This window comes from Lysobacter sp. M15 (assembly GCF_022662515.1).
Classification (GTDB): Bacteria; Pseudomonadota; Gammaproteobacteria; order Xanthomonadales; family Xanthomonadaceae; genus JAKPBU01.
This window is the reverse complement of the sequence record NZ_JAKPBV010000012.1, coordinates 31762-48127: the sequence shown is the minus strand read 5'-3', so window position 1 is coordinate 48127 and position 16366 is coordinate 31762. Positions and strand designations below refer to the sequence as shown.

Genomic DNA, 16366 nt, shown 5'->3' with positions numbered 1-16366 from the left:
ACGACAACATCAATTACCGCCGCTTCGGTGTACTGCGGTCCGGGCCTATAGCGGGGGAGTTAACCCGGATGATGCCGCCACCGCTCCATTGGAACGAAGCCAGGACTAGTAAGGGGGCGGAGGGAATTAGTGTGCACTAATTCCCTCCACCTCCTTCTTTGTTGGTGTGGCTCGGCGTGATCGAAGCCTCAGCGGCCACGTAGGGCACGAAGTGGAAATCACGGATGCCCGTGATCTGCCCGCCAGCGTGCGTCAACTCGACGAAGTAGGTGGGGCGCGGGTCCGTGGGGCTGCGGTAGACGGCCAGCACTTCGCCGCCATCGAGCCATGCTGGCACGAAGTGCCAGTAGTCGAACAACCGCCCGTAGTTGGTGAAATACGCCTCGACTTCGCGCCGTCCCGCCCCTGCGAGCGCGCGACCAGGTCCAGTCGTACATCGTCGGCCAGCATGGCCCGCACGCCATCCCAGTCGCGCGCGTTGAACAGGGCCGCGTAGCGGGCGACGATCGGGGACGCCGGCCGCGGCGGTGTTTCATCGACACTCGCCAACGGATCCCGCGGGCCGGTCCGCCGGCCCGACGGAAGCCGCCGCAAGCCCTGCCCGCTTGCGCGCAAGTCCCGGAGCCCGGCCTTTCGACCAATTTGGCTTGCGCGCAAGCCAAATCCGGTTGCGCGCAAACGAAATCGGCTTGCGATTGATATGCCGGTGCCTTGCGCGCAAGCGAAATCCGGTTGCGCGCAAGCCAAATCGGCTTGCGCTTGATATGCCGGTGCCTTGCGCGCAAGCCAAATCCGGTTGCGCGCAAGCGAAATCGGCTTGCGCTTGGACCAAATCGGCTTGCGCGCAAGCCAATTCCGGTGGCGGCCGGACCAAATTCGCTTGCGAAGGGGCCGCCGGGGGCGGTGGGCTGCCCGTAGCGGGGCTCGACGCGGGTGCTCCCGGCCGGGGCCGGGGCGGGCGGGCCCGGGTTCGGAGTTTTCCGAGCCGCCTTTCGGACTTTTCCCAGGCGCCGCCGCGGGGTTGCCCGAGGGCGCCGGGCCGCGGGCTGGGCTGCAATACGCCTGCCGGCCGGATGGGCCGGTCTCACTCACAAGGAACAGGGAGCAAGCGTGATGTCACAGAATCTGATCGACCTGGAATTGAACGCCGAGCGCGTCGCCCGTCTGGATACCGCACTGGCCGCGGTGGAAGCCGAACTCGCCGGGCTGGTGGCCCTGGCCCCGGACGAGCTGCGCCAGCTCACCAAGATGGGCGCCAAGTCCGAGGCCTTCGTCCGCCAGAGCGCGGTGGCCTTTGGCGAAAACCCCGGCGTGCTGCCGCGCAACTTCGACCTGGAAGGTTTCCAGCGCGACCTGGCCGCGCTCGACGCGCTGCGCCCACGCCTGCAGCGCGTGAGCCGCATCCACGAGCGCATGTCCGGCGCCGAAACCGCGCTGGGCAGCGACCTGATGAACGGCGCGCTGGAGGGCTATGCCGTGCTCAAGGTGTCCGGCAAGGGCGAGGGCATGGAAGCCCTGCGCAAGCTGCTGGCACAACGCTTCAACCGGACGCCGCGCGGTGCCCAGCCCGCACCCGTCCCACCGCCCGCTGCGTGATCGCGCTTCACTCCGTTCCCGCGGTCATGTACGGAAAGGCCCCGCAATGCGGGGCCTTTTTTTGTTCCGCGTGTGCGCATCGCAGACGCTTTTGTAGGAGCGCCGCTTCGGCGCGACCGTTTTTCTGGCCGAGGGTCCGGTCGCGCCAAAGTGGCGCTCCTACATGGGGGCTACTTCGACCGCGCGGCCTGCGCCCCTTTCGCCGCCTGCTCGATCACATCCGCCACTGCCTTGGGTTGGGTGAAGTACAGCGCATGGCTGGCCTTCACGTAGGTGGTCTGCGCGCCGATGCGCTGCGCCATGTGCACCAGCATCGCCTGGTCGAAGGCCCTGTCTTCGGTGGCGATCACCGCCCAGCTGGGCTTGCTGCGCCAGGCCGCGTGCTTCACCGGGGTTTCGAACTCGGCCATGGTGATGGGCACCTGCGAGTCGCGCAGGAAGGCGGCGTCTGCGTCGCTGGCGTCGTGCGCGAAGCCGGCCTTGAACTTGGCTCCGTTGAGGTAGCCGATGCCGTCGGGGTGCACGTCGATCACGAACTCCGGCGTGGCGGCGAAGCCGGCGTACTGCTGCGCGGTGGTTTCGCCGGCGTCGGGCGCGAGCGCGGACACATAGACCAGGCCGGCGACCTTGTCGTGCACGCCCGCTTCGGTGATCACCGTGCCGCCCCAGGAATGGCCGACCAGGATCGCCGGGCCGTCCTGGCGGTCGAGCACGCGGCGGGTGGCGGCCACGTCGTCGGCCAGCGAGGTCAGCGGGTTCTGGACGATGCTCACGCGGTAGCCGCGCGCGGTGAGCACGTCGTACACCCCGCGCCAGCCGCTGCCGTCGGCGAAGGCGCCGTGCACCAGCACGATATTTTTCACGGGATCAGTACCGGCATCGGCAGCGGGCTGTGCGGCCTGCGCCTCGGCGCCGAGGGTGGTGGCCATGGCGGCGGCCAGGAGGGAAGGGATCAGCTGGTTCATCGTGGTGTCCTCGGGTCGGGGGTGGTGGCCGTGCGTTGAGGCGAACTGGCCGGTGAGGTCACTGTGCCGGGGATGGCTGGACGATTGGTTATGGATCGTCCTGAAAAGTTGATCGTGCGTATGGGGCGCGTTGATCGCTCGCAGGGCTCCCCGCTTGCCGACCGCCTCCGCCCCAACCTGTGCGGCCCGGCGCAACAGGCCGCAAGCGGGGAAGGGGCTGGTCATGCCGTGAAGGCGGCGCTTTGCGGGGCCCTTCTTGTCGGGCATTTGCAGGAGCGCCGCTTCGGCGCGACCGTTTTTCTGGCCGAGGTTTCGGTCGCGCCAAAGTGGCGCTCCTACAGGGGCGGGCCTGGCTGCTCTCGCAATGCTTCAACCAGGCGCCGCGCGCCGCCAGCCCGCGCCCGTCCCACCGCCCGCTGCGTGATCGCGCTTCACCCCGTTCCCGCGATCCATGCACGAAAGGCCCCGCATTGCGGGGCCTCTTTGTGGCAGCTGGAGGAAGAGAGGCAGGGCAGAGTCCCTTTGTTGGTCTTGCTACCCTGAGCCCCTGTTCTCCGTGAATAGAATGATCAATGCGCGTCGATCTAGCGTTCTTTGACGGAGACGAATTGCTCGACCGCGGTGAGCTCCGCATCGGCGCCGCGGAGTTGGTGAGTAATTTCGCCTTGTTCCAGGCCACCCATAGGCTGGGCTCGGATGCGGCCAACATTGTGCTGGCCAACTTTCCGGCTCACGTCGACCTCAAGACAATCAGCCTTGACATGCCGATCCACGAGTCCGCAGATTGGGAGTCAATCGAGCTTGGCAGGTACACGCTGGCGTTCTGGTGTCGGCTTGATGCCTGACAATTCATTCAAGCCGAACCGTTTCGCGGGTCGGCTTAATTTAGGCGCCAGGTTGCGGAGGAAGGCATGGACGCAAGCCAGTTGGAACAACTGATCCAGTCGGTCACGGACAATCCTGAAGGTCGTGCTGGTCTGATTGAGGCGCTACGCCAATCCAGGATTGCGATCCCTTTGAACAAAGGATTGGAGAACGGCTCGCTTCCCAAAGATTTCCGGCCTCTCACGTTGAACTCTCCCGCGGGGTTCGCGGTGCTGGCCACCTTCACCACTGTCGAGAAGGCGAGTCCATGGGTCAAGAATGAACCCGCATACTCCAACGTGCTACTCACGGACTTTCTTTGGGCATTGAGCATTACCCGCCCGCCATTTGGTCTGGCGGTCAATCCTGGTTACAAGTACTCATTCGTAATGTCGCCGTCGGATGTTCAAGCGGTTGCTGGCAGCACAAGACCCGCAACTTGACAAATCGTTCAAGCCGAAGCCGCTTCACGGCTTTGCTTAATACAGGTGTTGGCTGCCAGGAAAAGTTATGCGCCTACTTGCAACCATCCTGGTCGCTGCTGCACTGGCGCTGCCCGGATGCGCTTCGATTCCCTTGTCCACGGCAATCAGGCTTTCGTCCCTGAAGCCTCGAGCGTTGACGCAGATTGACCCGGGCGAAGTGCGAGTGAGGGTTTCGGTCCCAGCCGGGTTTCATCTCAACATGGACGCCAGTCGGCTTACCCTGTCGCTCAAGGCGCCCAATGGCAGGTCGCAGCGACATGAGATGACGCTTTCACTGCTACAGACAGCACGTGAAACCCGCTCTGCCGGGCTGTTCTCGCGGGATATGGCCGTATCCACATATACGCTCGCACTCAGTCCCAGTGGCGCCAGCAGGCTCCGCTCGGCCCAGCAGTTCGTGCTCGCCGAAAACCCCGACAATTTCGAGTTCGGCGTGTACGCTCCGCTCGCCAAAATGCCAGCTGGCGCACGCGAGATCACATTCTGGGCCGATCTGCGCCTGTCAAGCAAAGAGCAGTACATGCCGCTAATCGATGGCGCGAAGTTCATGTTCGATGCTCGCGCGGCTGGCGGCTGACAATTCGTCCAAGCCGACGCCATTCGTGGCATGGTTCAACTCAGGCGTTAGGCCTCACGCACACACCTCCCTGGTGGAGATTATGCAAATCAAATCAGCGTTGCTCACCTTTGTAGCAGCAATAGGCATCCTCGCCCAAGCCGTCGCCGTCGCATCGGAACCCGCTGATGTCGCGAAGACCACATACCTACTCATCTATCGGCCAGGACCTGCTTGGCCACAAGGGAAGCCCGTTTCTGAGCTGCCCCTCCGTGATCACGGCAAGTACATGCTGTCTCTGTACGCCAAGGGCCTCATGAAAATGGCAAGCCCGCTCACAGACAATGCCGGCGGTGCTGTTGTGCTGGAAGTATCTGATGAGGCCGAGGCTAGAGAGATTGTAGCCAATGATCCGGCAGTCAAGGCGCGCATTTTTATGCACGAGCTTCACCCATGGGAGCCAGTGCAGTGGGAAAAGCATCTCAAGAAGTAGAGTGTTCGCGGGCAAAAAGTGAGGCCTGACAATTCATTCAAGCCGGATCCGCTCCGCGGCTCGGCCTGATTCAAGCTTCGTCTGCTTGTGGCAAACCAGTTAGTCGGAGAGGGTAGGGGCAAATGTTCGAACTTCCCGTAAGAGATCCGTGCGACCTGTGTGTGGCAGCTCGTGAAGAAACGTGGAAGGTCATCGACGAGAGCGAACATACGCTCACCGTGATCAATCCGTGGCAGTTCGAGGTTGGCCAATGCTGCGTCATCACGCGCCGGCATGTCGCGACGCTGCTCGACCTTTCCCAGCAGGAATGCGCGGAGATAATGGTCTCGGCCAAGAGAATCGCAGAGGCGCTCGCCAGGACTTACAAACCCCTCGGGATACTTACGTTCCAGAACAACGGGGTCTTTAGTGGACAGGAAACTCCGCACTTCCATTTCCATGTCGTGCCCCGGCAGAAGGGCAGCGATTGGGGTATCGGTCCGCCGCAACTGGCAACATTCGATGCCGCCGGACGCAAAAGGGGGACTCCACACGATCCCAGCGGCGATGCACTGCGCCGGGAGCGGGTTCAGGTTTCTGCCAGGCAACTTGCTGAAACCGCGGACCTGATTCGGTCGAATCTGCCGGAGTAGCCAGGTTCAGGCGCCAGACCTGCAAGAGGCATGACATGTTGGCGAAGATCTCGGAGTTCCTTTTCGGCGGCACTCGCGGCTTCAACGAGGCGGAAACGCGTTTGCTCTCATTCCTGATGGATGCTTTGCCCGCCCAGGAACGGGACATCCTGGCACGCCAGCTCAGGTTGGTCCGCAAAGTACAAAGGCAGAAGCCTGGCCGGCTGGTCGCTGCCTACTACAAGCGTGGAGACGAGATACCGCGGCTGCCATATCCAGGGTATGAGTATTGCCTGGCAAATATCACCTACCTGTCGGGAGGGCGGGCCAGGACAACGTCGCTAGTCCTTCACGACGGACGGTTCATGACATTTGAGCGCAATGTTCCGCAGCGCCTCTCCGACATCGAGACACTGGGTTCGGTTGTCCTGCACCCGAAGGGTTTCAAGAGCGTGGCTCCGGAAATCGATGCGCAAGAGCATGCAGATCCTTCCACGTGATCTGTCCCCATCCCAACCTGTCGGGCACGGCGCAGCGCGCGGCAACGCAGGAAGTGGTCGCGGGCGACGTTCCAGCGCTATGTATTGGTAGGCCGGGGCTACGTCCCCGGCGTTGGTGTGGCGGAGGCCTGGACGTCGGGGGCGTAGCCCCGACCTACGGGCCTGGCTGCTCCCGAAACGCTCAACCGGCCGCCGCGCGCCGCCTGGGCCGCGGCTGTGCCACCGCCCGCTGCGCGATCGTGCGTTCATGCCATTCCCGTGATCCATGCACGGGACGTCCCTGCGCTGCGGGGCCGTTTTCTTGCGCGGAAGGGTGCGCACGCTCGGGTTCGCCGTAGGCGTGATCCAGGCAGCGCGCGAAGACCTCGATGCCCTGCTCGATTTCGCTGGGCGACATCGCGCCGAAGCCCATGAGCAGTCCGGCCCGATCGGGCGGCATCAGGTAGGACGGGGCGATCGGATTCAGGCCCAGTCCCTGGGTGCGGGCGTAGGCGATCAACGCCTCGCCCTGGGCGCGCGATTTGTCGCGCAGCCACACCGCGACATGCATGCCGGCATTCGAATCGGCGATCTCCAGACGGCCGCGGCTGCAGCCTTCCAGCCCCCGCATCAATACGGCACGCCGCTCGGCGAGGGTCTTGGCCGAACGGCGCAGATGACGCTCGAAACCGCCGCCGGCGATGAAGTTAGCCAGGGCTGCCTGCTCGATCGCCGGTGAGCCGAAGTCTTCGGCCCATTTCGCCGCGATGAAGTCCTGGCGCAAACCGGGCGGCATGACCAGATAGCCCAGCCGCAGCGCCGGGAACAGCGTCTTGGAGAAGCTGCCGACGTAGATCACGCGGCCGGTGTCGTCCAGGGAGCGCAGCGCCGCCAGCGGCTGGCCGTTGTACCGGAATTCGCCGTCGTAGTCGTCCTCGAAGATCCAGCACGATTGACGCCGGGCATAGTCGAGCAGGTCCAGTCGCCGCGGGAGCGACATCACCGCACCGCTGGGAAACTGGTGGGAAGGCGTGACGCATACCAGCCGCGGCGCGCGCACGGGCAAGGCGTCCACGACCAGGCCATCGCCGTCCACCGGTACCGCGCACAGGGTTGCGCCGTGGATCTGCAGCACCCGGCGCGTGGCGAAATATTGCGGGTCTTCGATCGCGACCGAGTCCCCGGCGTCCAGCAGGACGCGGCTGGTCAACGCGATCGCCTGCTGGGTGCCGGCGACGATCAGCACATCCTCGGGCATCGCCTGCACCCCGCGGCGGCGCGCGAGGTAGTCGCACACCGCCTCGCGCAGCGCAGGCAGGCCCTGCACCGGCGGATACGCGGGCCGGGTGTACAGGGCTGCGCGCGAGAGCTCGCGTGCCCACAGGTTGGTCAGCGCCGGATTGGTCAGCGGCATGCCGTACTGGAAGCGATGGCGGACCTGCTGATCCATCGCGCTGGCCAGCCGGGCGTTGTCGTGAAAGGCGCGCATGCGCCGCGCGTAAGCCGACTGCGCCGGAGATCCCGGGCCCCCGCTCGCGATGGCCGGTCGTGACGCCTGCAGCGGTGAGGCGACGTAGCTGCCGGAGCCGACGCGACCATCGACCAGGCCCTCGGCGCGCAGCTGCTCGTACGCCGCGAGTACCGTATTGCGCGACACGCCCAGCTCACGCGCGAGCGACCGTGTGGCCGGGAGCCGCTCGCCGGTGCGCGCGCTCCCCGTGAACAGGGTCGACTTCAGTGCCCGGGTCAGCTGCGCATGCAGCGGGCCGCGTCCGTCCAGTAGAAGATGCATGGGTCCACTCCTCGATTGGCCCCATTGCATGGCAGCGCAGTGGACCTTGCCAGAGCCAATCACGCGGCGCCTGATGGAGCCAATCCACGAGGGAGATGCGCATGAAAACCTTGCACCTGCCGCTTGCAGCGGACACCACGCGATCCGTCGTGCCCTGGGTGCTGCTGGCAGGGTTGAGCGCCGGCACGCTGGAGCTGGCGTTCTCGAGCTTCTACTGGATCTTCCACGGCGTGTCGCCCAGCCGGATCCTGCAGGTGATCGCGGGCTGGATCCTCGGACGCGAGACGGCGCTCGCCGGCGGTTGGGCCAGCGTGCTGGTCGGCGCCGCGCTGCACTATGCGCTGATGACGGCGATGGCGGCCGGGTATGCGCTTGCGGCGCGGCGCCTGCCGGTGCTGCTGCAGCAACCGCTGCGCTATGGGGCGCTGTATGGCGCCTGCATGTATGGGCTGATGTTCGTGGTCCTGGTGCCTTTGCTCACTGGGTCGCGTCCGCTCGCCACGCTTCAGCCGCTCGACTGGCAGGTCGCGTGCTTCGCCGCCTATGTCGTACTGGTCGGCATTCCTTGCGCCGTGTTCGCGCGGGCGGCGCGCCGCAACTGATCCCGTGCCGGCCGCGGGCTCAGTGGCCCCACATGGCGGCAAGGATGTTCTCGCGGCAAGGCGAGTGGCTCCGCACCCGGAGCTGTGATTGGCGCTGCAGTTGCACGGGTCGCGCGATTAGCGTGCACCGGCACCCGCAGTTCCGCCAATCACAGGAGATTCGCCATGAAGACCGTGCTGTTCGCCTGCCTTGCACTTGCCGCATCCACAGCGCACGCCAATGAATGCAAGGCGATCCACGCCGACCTCGTCGAGATGTATTCCACCGAGGGCTGCAATCCCGGGCTGAGCTATTGCTACCTGGGTATTGTCGATGGCAATCATGGCCTGCGCGGGACGACCCATTTCCGCGCCAACAGCGGCGGCACGGCGCCCTCGGGCGCACCGGACGCCACGCCCTACGCGGGCCCGTTCGAATATCGCACGCCCACCGGCAACCTGTTGATGCGCGAGGCCGGGATCGTGCCGCCAGGGGCCGTGACCGCGCATCAGAAGATCGTCGAGGGAACCGGCGAGTTCGCCGGCGCCACCGGATATTTCTTCGTCAGCGGAACACGCGAGGGCGGGGTCATCACCACCAAGGTCACCGGCGAGGTGTGCCTGCCTTGATGCGGCCTATCCCGTTCGCAGTCCACGCAGCGAAGGCCCCGCAGTGCGGGGCCTTCTTTTTTGGCTGGAAGCTTGTGTAGGGGCGCCGCTTCGGCGCGACCGCATCTCCGGAAAATCCGGTCGCGCCGAAGCGGCGCTCCTACAGGGGCGCGTGGCAATCCATCACGCCAACCTTCCCCGAACGCGGGGGAAGGGGCTTGCATGCGCGCGCATGCCGTGTGCTCACCCCTGCGTCAGCACGTTCCCCTGCGCATCGACCACCAGCCGCAGGCGGCGCTCGCCGTAGTAGAAGGTGGCGCGCCACAGGCCGCTGTCCTCGCCGGTGCCGCGCTCGCAGAGCAGGGCGATCTTGCGCTCGGCCATGAGCTGGCGGAACGCGGCCTCCTCCAGGCCGAGGCCGCGGGCGACGCGGGTGCCGTCGATCTCGACGGAGGCTGCGTGCGGCTCGTCGCTCAGGCGGATCGGGATGGTGGGTGATGGGGTCATGGTGCAAGCGTGCGACGGCTGCGCGCGAGATGCCATGACCTGGGTCAGGAGACGGCCCGGCACGACGCGTTCCGACCAACGGTAGGCGCATCTAACGCGCAGATCACGACAGATGGCGCACAGTGGGAGCGCACTCGGCGAATCTTCACCCTTTACCGTGCTTCTTCGGGCCTCCGTGCAGCTCGCTGCCTTTTCCGGTTGGCCCCAATGCGTATTTCCCTGTATTCCAGCCCGGCCTGCTGGCTGATCGTGCCCGCGGACATGGAACCCACCGAAGCCGGGAACCAGCACGGCCCGCTGCAGTTCGAAGGCACGGTGCCCTCCCAGCTCATTCCAGCGGAGATCCGGACGCATCTGCTGTCCCAGTGCGAAGCGCACGCCTTCGCCAAGGTGTCCGAAGACCTGGCGCTGACATTGATGGACCAGACCCTCAGCCGTTACGGCACGCTCGAGCTTCCACCTTTTGGGACCAGGGAAGTCGTCTAGACGCCACCGCGCGGGCGCATCGCCTGTCGTGTGATTGCGGACACTCCCCCTGATGCAATCCCACGCAGAGAAGGCCCCGCAACGCGGGGCCTTCGTTTGGTCCGGAAGCTTGTGGACGAGCGGCGGCAATATCGGGATTGCCCACAGAACGCCCATGTCAGGTCGGGTCCAGGAGCGATCTTCAACGCACGCGCCCGGTTGCGCGGTACACCGCGTCGCGCGAGACCTGCTCGCGAGCAGGGTGGCAGTGGCTTTGACATAAACACACCTTATCGATAGCGGGAAATTTCGCGTTGTCTGCGACGCGGTCCGGTACCTAGGATTGTCCTCATGCAGCGACTTTCAGCACCACCATGAGCCCCACGCGCTTGCCCTGTCGGGCGTAGCCGCGTTGGGGCGGCGCTTGCGTTGCAGATCGGGTAGCGAGTTCCCCGGCTCCGTGCGTCGCCGTGATCTGGCGCGCCGGTCCATCGTTGCCTGAGCGTCGCCGTCATAAACCCCACCGGATTGGACCATGAGCAAGATCGTTGTCACCTCTTTCACGACCATGGACGGCGTCGTCGAAGCGCCGGAAAAGTGGTCGATCCCGTACTGGAACAATGACATCGAGCGCTTCAAGGACGAGGAGTTGCGCACCGCCGACGCGCAGCTGCTGGGACGCAGCACCTATGAGATCTTCTCCGAGGCCTGGCCTTCGCGCTCCGGGCATTATGCGGACCGGTTGAACGAGACGCCCAAGTACGTGGTATCGAACACGTTGCCACGCGCTCACTGGAACAACTCGCACGTCATTGCGGGCGGCAACCAGCTGGATGCGGAGCTGCGTCGGCTCAAGGAGCGTCATGGCGGGAGCCTGCTCGTGCACGGAAGCCGCACGCTCGTGCAGGCGTTGGTCCAGCGCGACCTCGTTGACGAATACCACATCCTGGTCTACCCGCTGGTGCTCGGAGAAGGACGGCGTATGTTTGCCGACGGAGTCAAGGCAAACCTGGAGCTCGTCAGCACGTCGTCGATGAGCTCCGGTGTCGTCTTGCTGATCTACCGACGCAGGTGACGCAGTCGAAGATTGGCCCCCCGCGTTGCGGAGCTTTCTCTTTGGAAGGCTGCGGAGGCAACCCCGTACCGGAGCGTCCGCAAGACCCTGATCGGCATCGTTCGCCTGGTGAAGCCGGAACGACGATCGGGTGCCGTTCTCGCACCTGGCGCAATGGGTCGCGAAAGACCCTGGCGCGGTGGCCCGCACGTTCGATGGCCGCGGTCACTCGTTCACCGGCACGGATTTCGTTGAGCTCGTCGAGGATATCCGGAGCCTGTAAGCCAGCACCCAACTATTTCCATACGCGGAAGCCGCATCGCGGCTCGGCCCAAGCCAGGCGATAGCATTCATGAAAACCGTCCTCGTCATCTTCTTTCTCGCCGTACGAAGCAGCTACCTCGAAAACTCAGAAGAAGCTGCGACCGACGAGGTCTTCGACACGGTGCAATTTGTGGCAACGGACAGCGGCGCATGGCGCATCAGGACCTACGCCACTGACGAGGACGTACACGTCTGGTCGATCGGCGGGACGGCCGAGGACATCGTCGAACTGGCCCGTCAAAACACCCAGAAGCATTACGGGGATGTTCTCTCCGAGGGTTACATCATCGAGACCCATGACGGCATTGAAGGGCTGCGCCGCGAGCTTCGGGAGCGGGGCCTGTCGGACCACCTGGAGATTTCAAAGTCCGGCGCCCTTTTCTGGGCTCCGGAGGGCACGGACTACCGGTCGAAGTCGACCCCTCGGCAGTGAGCCCTGGAAGCAAAGGGTGGCTCGGAGGTCGATCCGCATCACGCCGCGGCCATTCCTCGCCTGCACCCGACAGGGCGGCTGAGCGTCGGGGGATAGCCAGCGCCGTCGCGTTGGGATTCGCAGGCGATCCATGAAGGTGCGATGCGCAAGAGTCACCTTCACTTCAAGTGTTGCTCGATCATCTTGTGCAGCGCGGTCCATTTCTGTTTACCCTGATCGATCAGGGTCTCGAGTGTTGCGGATTGCAGGCATTGGAGAGACCGGTCCTGGCCGAAAGCGGGTATCACCCGGACCAACAACAGGAGAGCAGGATGACGTCCATGGTTTTCGCCGGCCAGGTTGCCATGGTCATCTTGTTGGCAAGCGCGGGAGCGCAGGCGCAGACCATGCGGCCGTTCCTCGACTTCAAGACAGCCGACGCCATCCGCGACCATTGCATGGCCAACGCCGGACAGGCCGGGCATGCGGTCGCTGTCGCGGTTTTCGACGACGGTGGCGATCTGGTGAGCTTCTCCAACCATGGCGCCTCGCCGGCTGCCGCTGCTTTGGCGCAGTGGAAGGGACGTTCCGCGGCGGTCTACCGCAGTTCGACGCGCGACACCGCCACATGGAACACGCCGGCCGCACCGATGATCGCCACCATGGAAGGCGGCGTGCCGCTCTTTACCCGTGACGGCACGGCGATCGGTGGGGTTGGCGTTTCCGGTGCGTCGTCGGAGTTCGATACCGAATGTGGAACCCGGGCGGCGGAGGCGGCGGGTCTGCTGGTTTCGCCGCCGAAACCGGAGTCGGATTAGCTGTCGACGCAGGTCTGTGCGAGGCGGAAACAACCGGATCATTGCGTCGCGCCACTGAACGCGCAGTTCGATGCCGATGCGATATACCGTTGCCTGCATTCCAAGACTGGCATCGCGAGCGGTGCGGCAACTTGCCCCCACGGCATTGCCACCGCGAGTCAGCACTCTGTGAACATTGCGGGTGTTACATCGCGGGCTTCGAGCCTTTCGCGTGCACGCAGCTTTCTGGCTCGGACGCGACGTCGTAGTGCTTGTAACTGCTCGCGCTGCTGTCCATGCAGCCGGCAAGGTTGAGCAGTTCCACCTTGCTCCCCACCCCTCTCCCGATGGGAGAGGGGCTTCAATGGGTGGATCAGAACCGGTAGCTCGTCTCCGTGGCCCACGTCTTGCCGTTCCCCGCCTGCGCCAGCGGAATGCACGCTTGATACGCACCGGGAACAGGGCGGTACTGCAACACCTGCGTGGCGCCGGGTTCGGAGGTGAAGTAGCCGAGCAAGGTGAGTTCCTTCATCGTAAGGATGAAAGGACGACGCCGCTTTTCGAGCGGAACGGTCGATTCCCGATCTGCTTCGACGGCCGGGTCATGCACCTGTTTCACCTGCGCCGCGCGTTGCGCAGGCTCCAGCTCGAGGAAGGCGCGCCCGCGTTCGCGCTTCGCCCGTGCCTCGAAATCCGCGAGCCCGGCGACGAAGCGCTGCTGCTCATCCTTCGAATAGGTGTCCTTCATCATCTTGTCGATGAACGGCGCGATGCCGACATCCGTTGCGCCCGGCGTGTCGGTGCGCGGAATCATGATCTCCGCGACTTCCGCCACCACCGCAGCCTGCGCCGCGGTGAGGAACACCGGCTTCCATGCCACACCCGTATCCGGCTCGGCCTTGCAGCCAGCGAGCACGCCCAGGATGGCCGGCGCCGAAACGGCGCCTCCCATCAGCAAGGCAACGCGCCGTATCGCCTCGCGGCGGTTCATGTCGATGTCGGTCTTCATAGGTTCATCCGTTTCAGTTCCTGGACAGCGTGATCCGCGGCGCGAGCGGTCAACGCCATGTACGTGAGCGACGGGTTCTGGCAGGCCGCCGATGTCATGCACGAGCCATCGGTGACATACACGTTCTTGCAGGCATGCACCTGGTTCCAGGCGTTGAGCACGGACGTTTCCGGGTCGCGGCCCATGCGCGCGGTGCCCATCTCGTGGATACCGAGCCCCAGCTCGTCGCCGCCGTCGCCGCTGCGGACATCCTTGAATCCCGCGGCCTCCAGCATCGTCGCCGCCTCGGCCGCCATGTCCTTGCGCATCTTCAGTTCGTTCTCGCGCATCACGGCATCGATGGCGAGCACGGGTAGGCCATGCTTGTCCTTGCGCGTGCGATCGAGCGTGACGCGATTGTCGTGATACGGCAGGGTTTCGCCGAAACCGCCCAGCCCCATGCCCCACGGCCCGGGCTCGGCGGCCTTGGCCTTCAGGTCCGCGCCGAACGTGTCGTCCTTGAGCAGCCTGGTCCATCCCGACCGGTACGCGCTGCCCTGGTAACCGAAGCCGCGCAGGTAGTCGCGCTTGTCCTTGCCGATATTGACGAAGCGCGGAATGTAGATGCCGTTGGGCCGGTTGCCGCTGTAGTACCGGTCCTCGTAGCCATCGACCATCGCATGGGCGCCGACCCCGAGGTGGTGATCCATGATGTTGCAGCCGAGCTCGCCGCTGTCGTTGCCGAAACCGTCGGGAAACCTGCTGGAGACGGAATTCATCAGGATGTGCGTGGAACCGAACGTGGACGCGCACAGGAAGATCACCTTGGCGTGGAACTCCATCTGCTCGCCGGTTTCCGCATCGAGCACGCGCACGCCGCTGGCCCTGCCTTTCTTCTCGTCATAGATGAGCTCGTAGACGATCGAATTGGGCCGCAGCGTCATGTTCCCGGTCTTCTCCGCCGCGGGCAGCGTGCTGGAGTTGCTGCTGAAGTAGGCACCGAACGGACAACCCCGGCTGCACAGGTTGCGATATTGGCAGGTGCCGCGCTGGGGACTGTGACTGTGCGTGAGCGGCGCGGTGAGGTTCGCGGTCCTGCCGATTGTCATCGCCCGCCCCATCTTGTCGGCGAGCGCCTGCTTGAGGTCCTGCTCGACGCAATTCATCGCCATCGGCGGCAGGAATTTTCCGTCCGGCAGTTGTTCGTAACCTTCCGCCTGACCGCTGACGCCGATGAAACTCTCGACGTGGTCGTACCACGGCGCGATGTCCTCGTAGCGGATGGGCCAGTCGACGGCGATGCCTTCCTTCGCATTCGCCTCGAAGTCCATCGGGCTCCAGCGGTAAGACTGCCTGCCCCACATGATCGAGCGGCCGCCGACGTGATAGCCGCGCACCCAGGCGAAAGGTTGCTTCTCGATGTACGGGTGATCGACGTCGTTGACGAACCAGTGCTTGGTGCCTTGCGTGATTGCGTAACCGGTGCGCGCCGCGACCGCCTGCTGCTCGAGATCCGTCTGCGTGGCCCGGCCGGCATAGGGCAGCTCCCAGAGCTGATCGTGCGCGGTGGGGTAGTCGCCATGCTTGACCATGCGCCCGCGATCGAGCACGAGGGTTTTCAATCCCTTCTCGGTCAGTTCTTTCGCGGCCCAGCCACCGCTGACGCCGGTGCCGACCACGATTGCGTCAAAGGAATTGTTGCCGATCGACATGCGTGTGCTTCCCTGAGCTCGTTCGACGGAACTCTACCGCGAAAAGCCGGTAACATCGCAACGATCCGATCATGTAAACCTGAAAACGTTGGCGACGCGAATGCGTTGTCGCAATGCAACATCGTTGCACCTGATTCCAAAACAGATATTCCAATCGGATATGTCTCGAAGCAGCTAGGGAATACCATGTTGACCCGATGTGCATTTCTCCAACGTGGCTCGCTTGCGCTCGTCGCATCTGCGCAAGGGGTACCGGGATGGTTCTGAAATCTTCGACAAACAAGCGGTGGCGACTGGCGAGCAAGGCTTGCTTCGCAGTGGTGTTCGCATGCGTGCTGTCGACCGCGTCCGGCCAGGACCCTGCGCTGCCGTCACCATCGCTGACCGAGGTGTGGCAGCCGGTGCCGCCGAAGGTCGATGCACCAGCCGGCGGCGTGCCGAGCGATGCGAAGGTGCTGTTCGCGGGGACCGATACCGGCGCATGGGAAAACGCCAAGGGCGGCGGCCCGATCGGCTGGAAAGTGGTCGACGGCGCGCTGGTGGTGACACCGGGCAGCGGCGACATCCGCACGCGCGAGGCGTTCGGCGACGTGCAACTGCATCTGGAATTCCGCACGCAGACAAAGCCAAAGGGCGAAGGGCAGGGTGCCAGCAACAGCGGCGTGTTCCTGATGGAGCGCTACGAGCTGCAGGTGCTGGATTCGTATCGCAACAAGACTTACGTCAACGGCCAGGCGGCCTCCGTGTACAAGCAGTACCCGCCGCTGGTCAACGCCAGCCGGCCGCCGGGCGAGTGGCAAAGCTACGACGTGCTGTTCCTCGCGCCGCGCTTCGCCGCCGATGGCCGCGTGCTGGCGCCGGCGCGCATGACGGTGTTCCACAACGGCGTGCTGGTGCAGCACGACGTGGCCTTGCGCGGATCGACGGTCTACCAGGGCCAGCCAAAATACGAGAAGCACACCGCAAAGCTGCCGTTGCAGCTGCAGGATCACGGCGATCCGGTGGCGTTTCGCAACATCTGGATCCGCGACATCGCGCGGCCGGTGTCGCCATGAAATTGGAATGCCCTGCCTTTG

The 16366-nt window shown here is 64.6% G+C and carries 20 protein-coding genes; 14 read left to right on the top strand and 6 right to left on the bottom strand.

Annotation, left to right across the window (positions count from 1 at the left end):
• Positions 1-136: 136 nt before the first annotated feature.
• A complete protein-coding gene (locus tag MC380_RS11800; protein ID WP_242164962.1) occupies positions 137-358 on the bottom strand; it encodes a hypothetical protein in 222 nt (73 codons plus the stop codon).
• Positions 359-1113: 755 nt separating this feature from the next.
• On the opposite strand from MC380_RS11800, the gene MC380_RS11795 reads away from it, so the two are divergent.
• Positions 1114-1596: a hypothetical protein gene (locus tag MC380_RS11795; protein ID WP_242164960.1), complete on the top strand. Its 483-nt coding sequence runs from the start codon at positions 1114-1116 to the stop codon at positions 1594-1596.
• Between the two features lie 170 nt (positions 1597-1766).
• On the opposite strand, the gene MC380_RS11790 is transcribed toward MC380_RS11795, so the two are convergent.
• Positions 1767-2561, bottom strand: a complete 795-nt coding sequence (locus MC380_RS11790) for an alpha/beta hydrolase (RefSeq protein WP_242164957.1) — start codon at positions 2559-2561, stop codon at positions 1767-1769.
• Between the two features lie 572 nt (positions 2562-3133).
• Here MC380_RS11790 and MC380_RS11785 point away from each other — a divergent pair.
• The 6 genes from MC380_RS11785 to MC380_RS11760 all read left to right on the top strand — a co-directional run bounded on the left by MC380_RS11785 (position 3134) and on the right by MC380_RS11760 (position 6070).
• Positions 3134-3406 carry a hypothetical protein gene (locus tag MC380_RS11785; protein WP_242164955.1) on the top strand — a complete coding sequence of 91 codons (273 nt, stop codon included), beginning with the start codon at positions 3134-3136 and terminating at the stop codon, positions 3404-3406.
• Positions 3407-3472: 66 nt separating this feature from the next.
• A complete protein-coding gene (locus MC380_RS11780; RefSeq protein WP_242164953.1) occupies positions 3473-3868 on the top strand; it encodes an SseB family protein in 396 nt (131 codons plus the stop codon).
• A gap of 67 nt (positions 3869-3935) precedes the next feature.
• Entirely contained in the window at positions 3936-4487 is a 552-nt protein-coding gene (locus MC380_RS11775; RefSeq protein ID WP_242164952.1) for a hypothetical protein, read from the top strand.
• Positions 4465-4959, top strand: coding sequence for a YciI family protein (locus MC380_RS11770; RefSeq protein WP_242164950.1), 495 nt, complete (start codon positions 4465-4467; stop codon positions 4957-4959). Before MC380_RS11775 ends, MC380_RS11770 begins: the two co-directional genes overlap by 23 nt.
• Before the next feature lie 122 nt (positions 4960-5081).
• Complete coding sequence (locus MC380_RS11765) at positions 5082-5591, top strand: HIT family protein (RefSeq protein ID WP_242164947.1); 510 nt, start codon at positions 5082-5084, stop codon at positions 5589-5591.
• Positions 5592-5626: 35 nt separating this feature from the next.
• A complete protein-coding gene (locus tag MC380_RS11760) occupies positions 5627-6070 on the top strand; it encodes a hypothetical protein (RefSeq protein WP_242164945.1) in 444 nt (147 codons plus the stop codon).
• Positions 6071-6251: 181 nt separating this feature from the next.
• Here MC380_RS11760 and MC380_RS11755 read toward each other — a convergent pair whose 3' ends face one another.
• Entirely contained in the window at positions 6252-7841 is a 1590-nt protein-coding gene (locus tag MC380_RS11755; protein WP_242164944.1) for a PLP-dependent aminotransferase family protein, read from the bottom strand.
• A gap of 101 nt (positions 7842-7942) precedes the next feature.
• On the opposite strand from MC380_RS11755, the gene MC380_RS11750 reads away from it, so the two are divergent.
• Both MC380_RS11750 and MC380_RS11745 read left to right on the top strand, forming a co-directional pair.
• Entirely contained in the window at positions 7943-8443 is a 501-nt protein-coding gene (locus tag MC380_RS11750; RefSeq protein WP_242164942.1) for a hypothetical protein, read from the top strand.
• Positions 8444-8608: 165 nt separating this feature from the next.
• Positions 8609-9052: a hypothetical protein gene (locus MC380_RS11745; RefSeq protein WP_242101551.1), complete on the top strand. Its 444-nt coding sequence runs from the start codon at positions 8609-8611 to the stop codon at positions 9050-9052.
• Between the two features lie 222 nt (positions 9053-9274).
• On the opposite strand, the gene MC380_RS11740 is transcribed toward MC380_RS11745, so the two are convergent.
• Positions 9275-9538: a DUF6522 family protein gene (locus tag MC380_RS11740; protein ID WP_242101550.1), complete on the bottom strand. Its 264-nt coding sequence runs from the start codon at positions 9536-9538 to the stop codon at positions 9275-9277.
• Positions 9539-9745: 207 nt separating this feature from the next.
• On the opposite strand from MC380_RS11740, the gene MC380_RS11735 reads away from it, so the two are divergent.
• The 4 genes from MC380_RS11735 to MC380_RS11720 all read left to right on the top strand — a co-directional run bounded on the left by MC380_RS11735 (position 9746) and on the right by MC380_RS11720 (position 12611).
• Positions 9746-10024 (top strand): hypothetical protein, encoded by a 279-nt coding sequence (locus MC380_RS11735; RefSeq protein WP_242101549.1) that lies wholly within the window; start codon positions 9746-9748, stop codon positions 10022-10024.
• 514 nt (positions 10025-10538) lie between these two features.
• Complete coding sequence (locus MC380_RS11730; protein WP_242101548.1) at positions 10539-11078, top strand: dihydrofolate reductase family protein; 540 nt, start codon at positions 10539-10541, stop codon at positions 11076-11078.
• 331 nt (positions 11079-11409) lie between these two features.
• A complete protein-coding gene (locus MC380_RS11725) occupies positions 11410-11814 on the top strand; it encodes a hypothetical protein (protein WP_242164940.1) in 405 nt (134 codons plus the stop codon).
• Positions 11815-12134: 320 nt separating this feature from the next.
• On the top strand, positions 12135-12611 hold the full coding sequence (locus tag MC380_RS11720) for a heme-binding protein (protein WP_242164938.1): 477 nt from the start codon (positions 12135-12137) through the stop codon (positions 12609-12611).
• Between the two features lie 352 nt (positions 12612-12963).
• Here the strand turns inward: MC380_RS11720 and MC380_RS11715 are convergent, their stop codons facing one another.
• Both MC380_RS11715 and MC380_RS11710 read right to left on the bottom strand, forming a co-directional pair.
• Positions 12964-13599: a gluconate 2-dehydrogenase subunit 3 family protein gene (locus tag MC380_RS11715; RefSeq protein WP_242101545.1), complete on the bottom strand. Its 636-nt coding sequence runs from the start codon at positions 13597-13599 to the stop codon at positions 12964-12966.
• On the bottom strand, positions 13596-15284 hold the full coding sequence (locus MC380_RS11710) for a GMC family oxidoreductase (RefSeq protein ID WP_242102927.1): 1689 nt from the start codon (positions 15282-15284) through the stop codon (positions 13596-13598). Before MC380_RS11710 ends, MC380_RS11715 begins: the two co-directional genes overlap by 4 nt.
• 323 nt (positions 15285-15607) lie before the next feature.
• Between MC380_RS11710 and MC380_RS11705 the strand changes: the two genes are divergently transcribed.
• Positions 15608-16345 (top strand): DUF1080 domain-containing protein, encoded by a 738-nt coding sequence (locus MC380_RS11705; RefSeq protein ID WP_242164936.1) that lies wholly within the window; start codon positions 15608-15610, stop codon positions 16343-16345.
• Positions 16346-16366 lie beyond the last annotated feature (21 nt).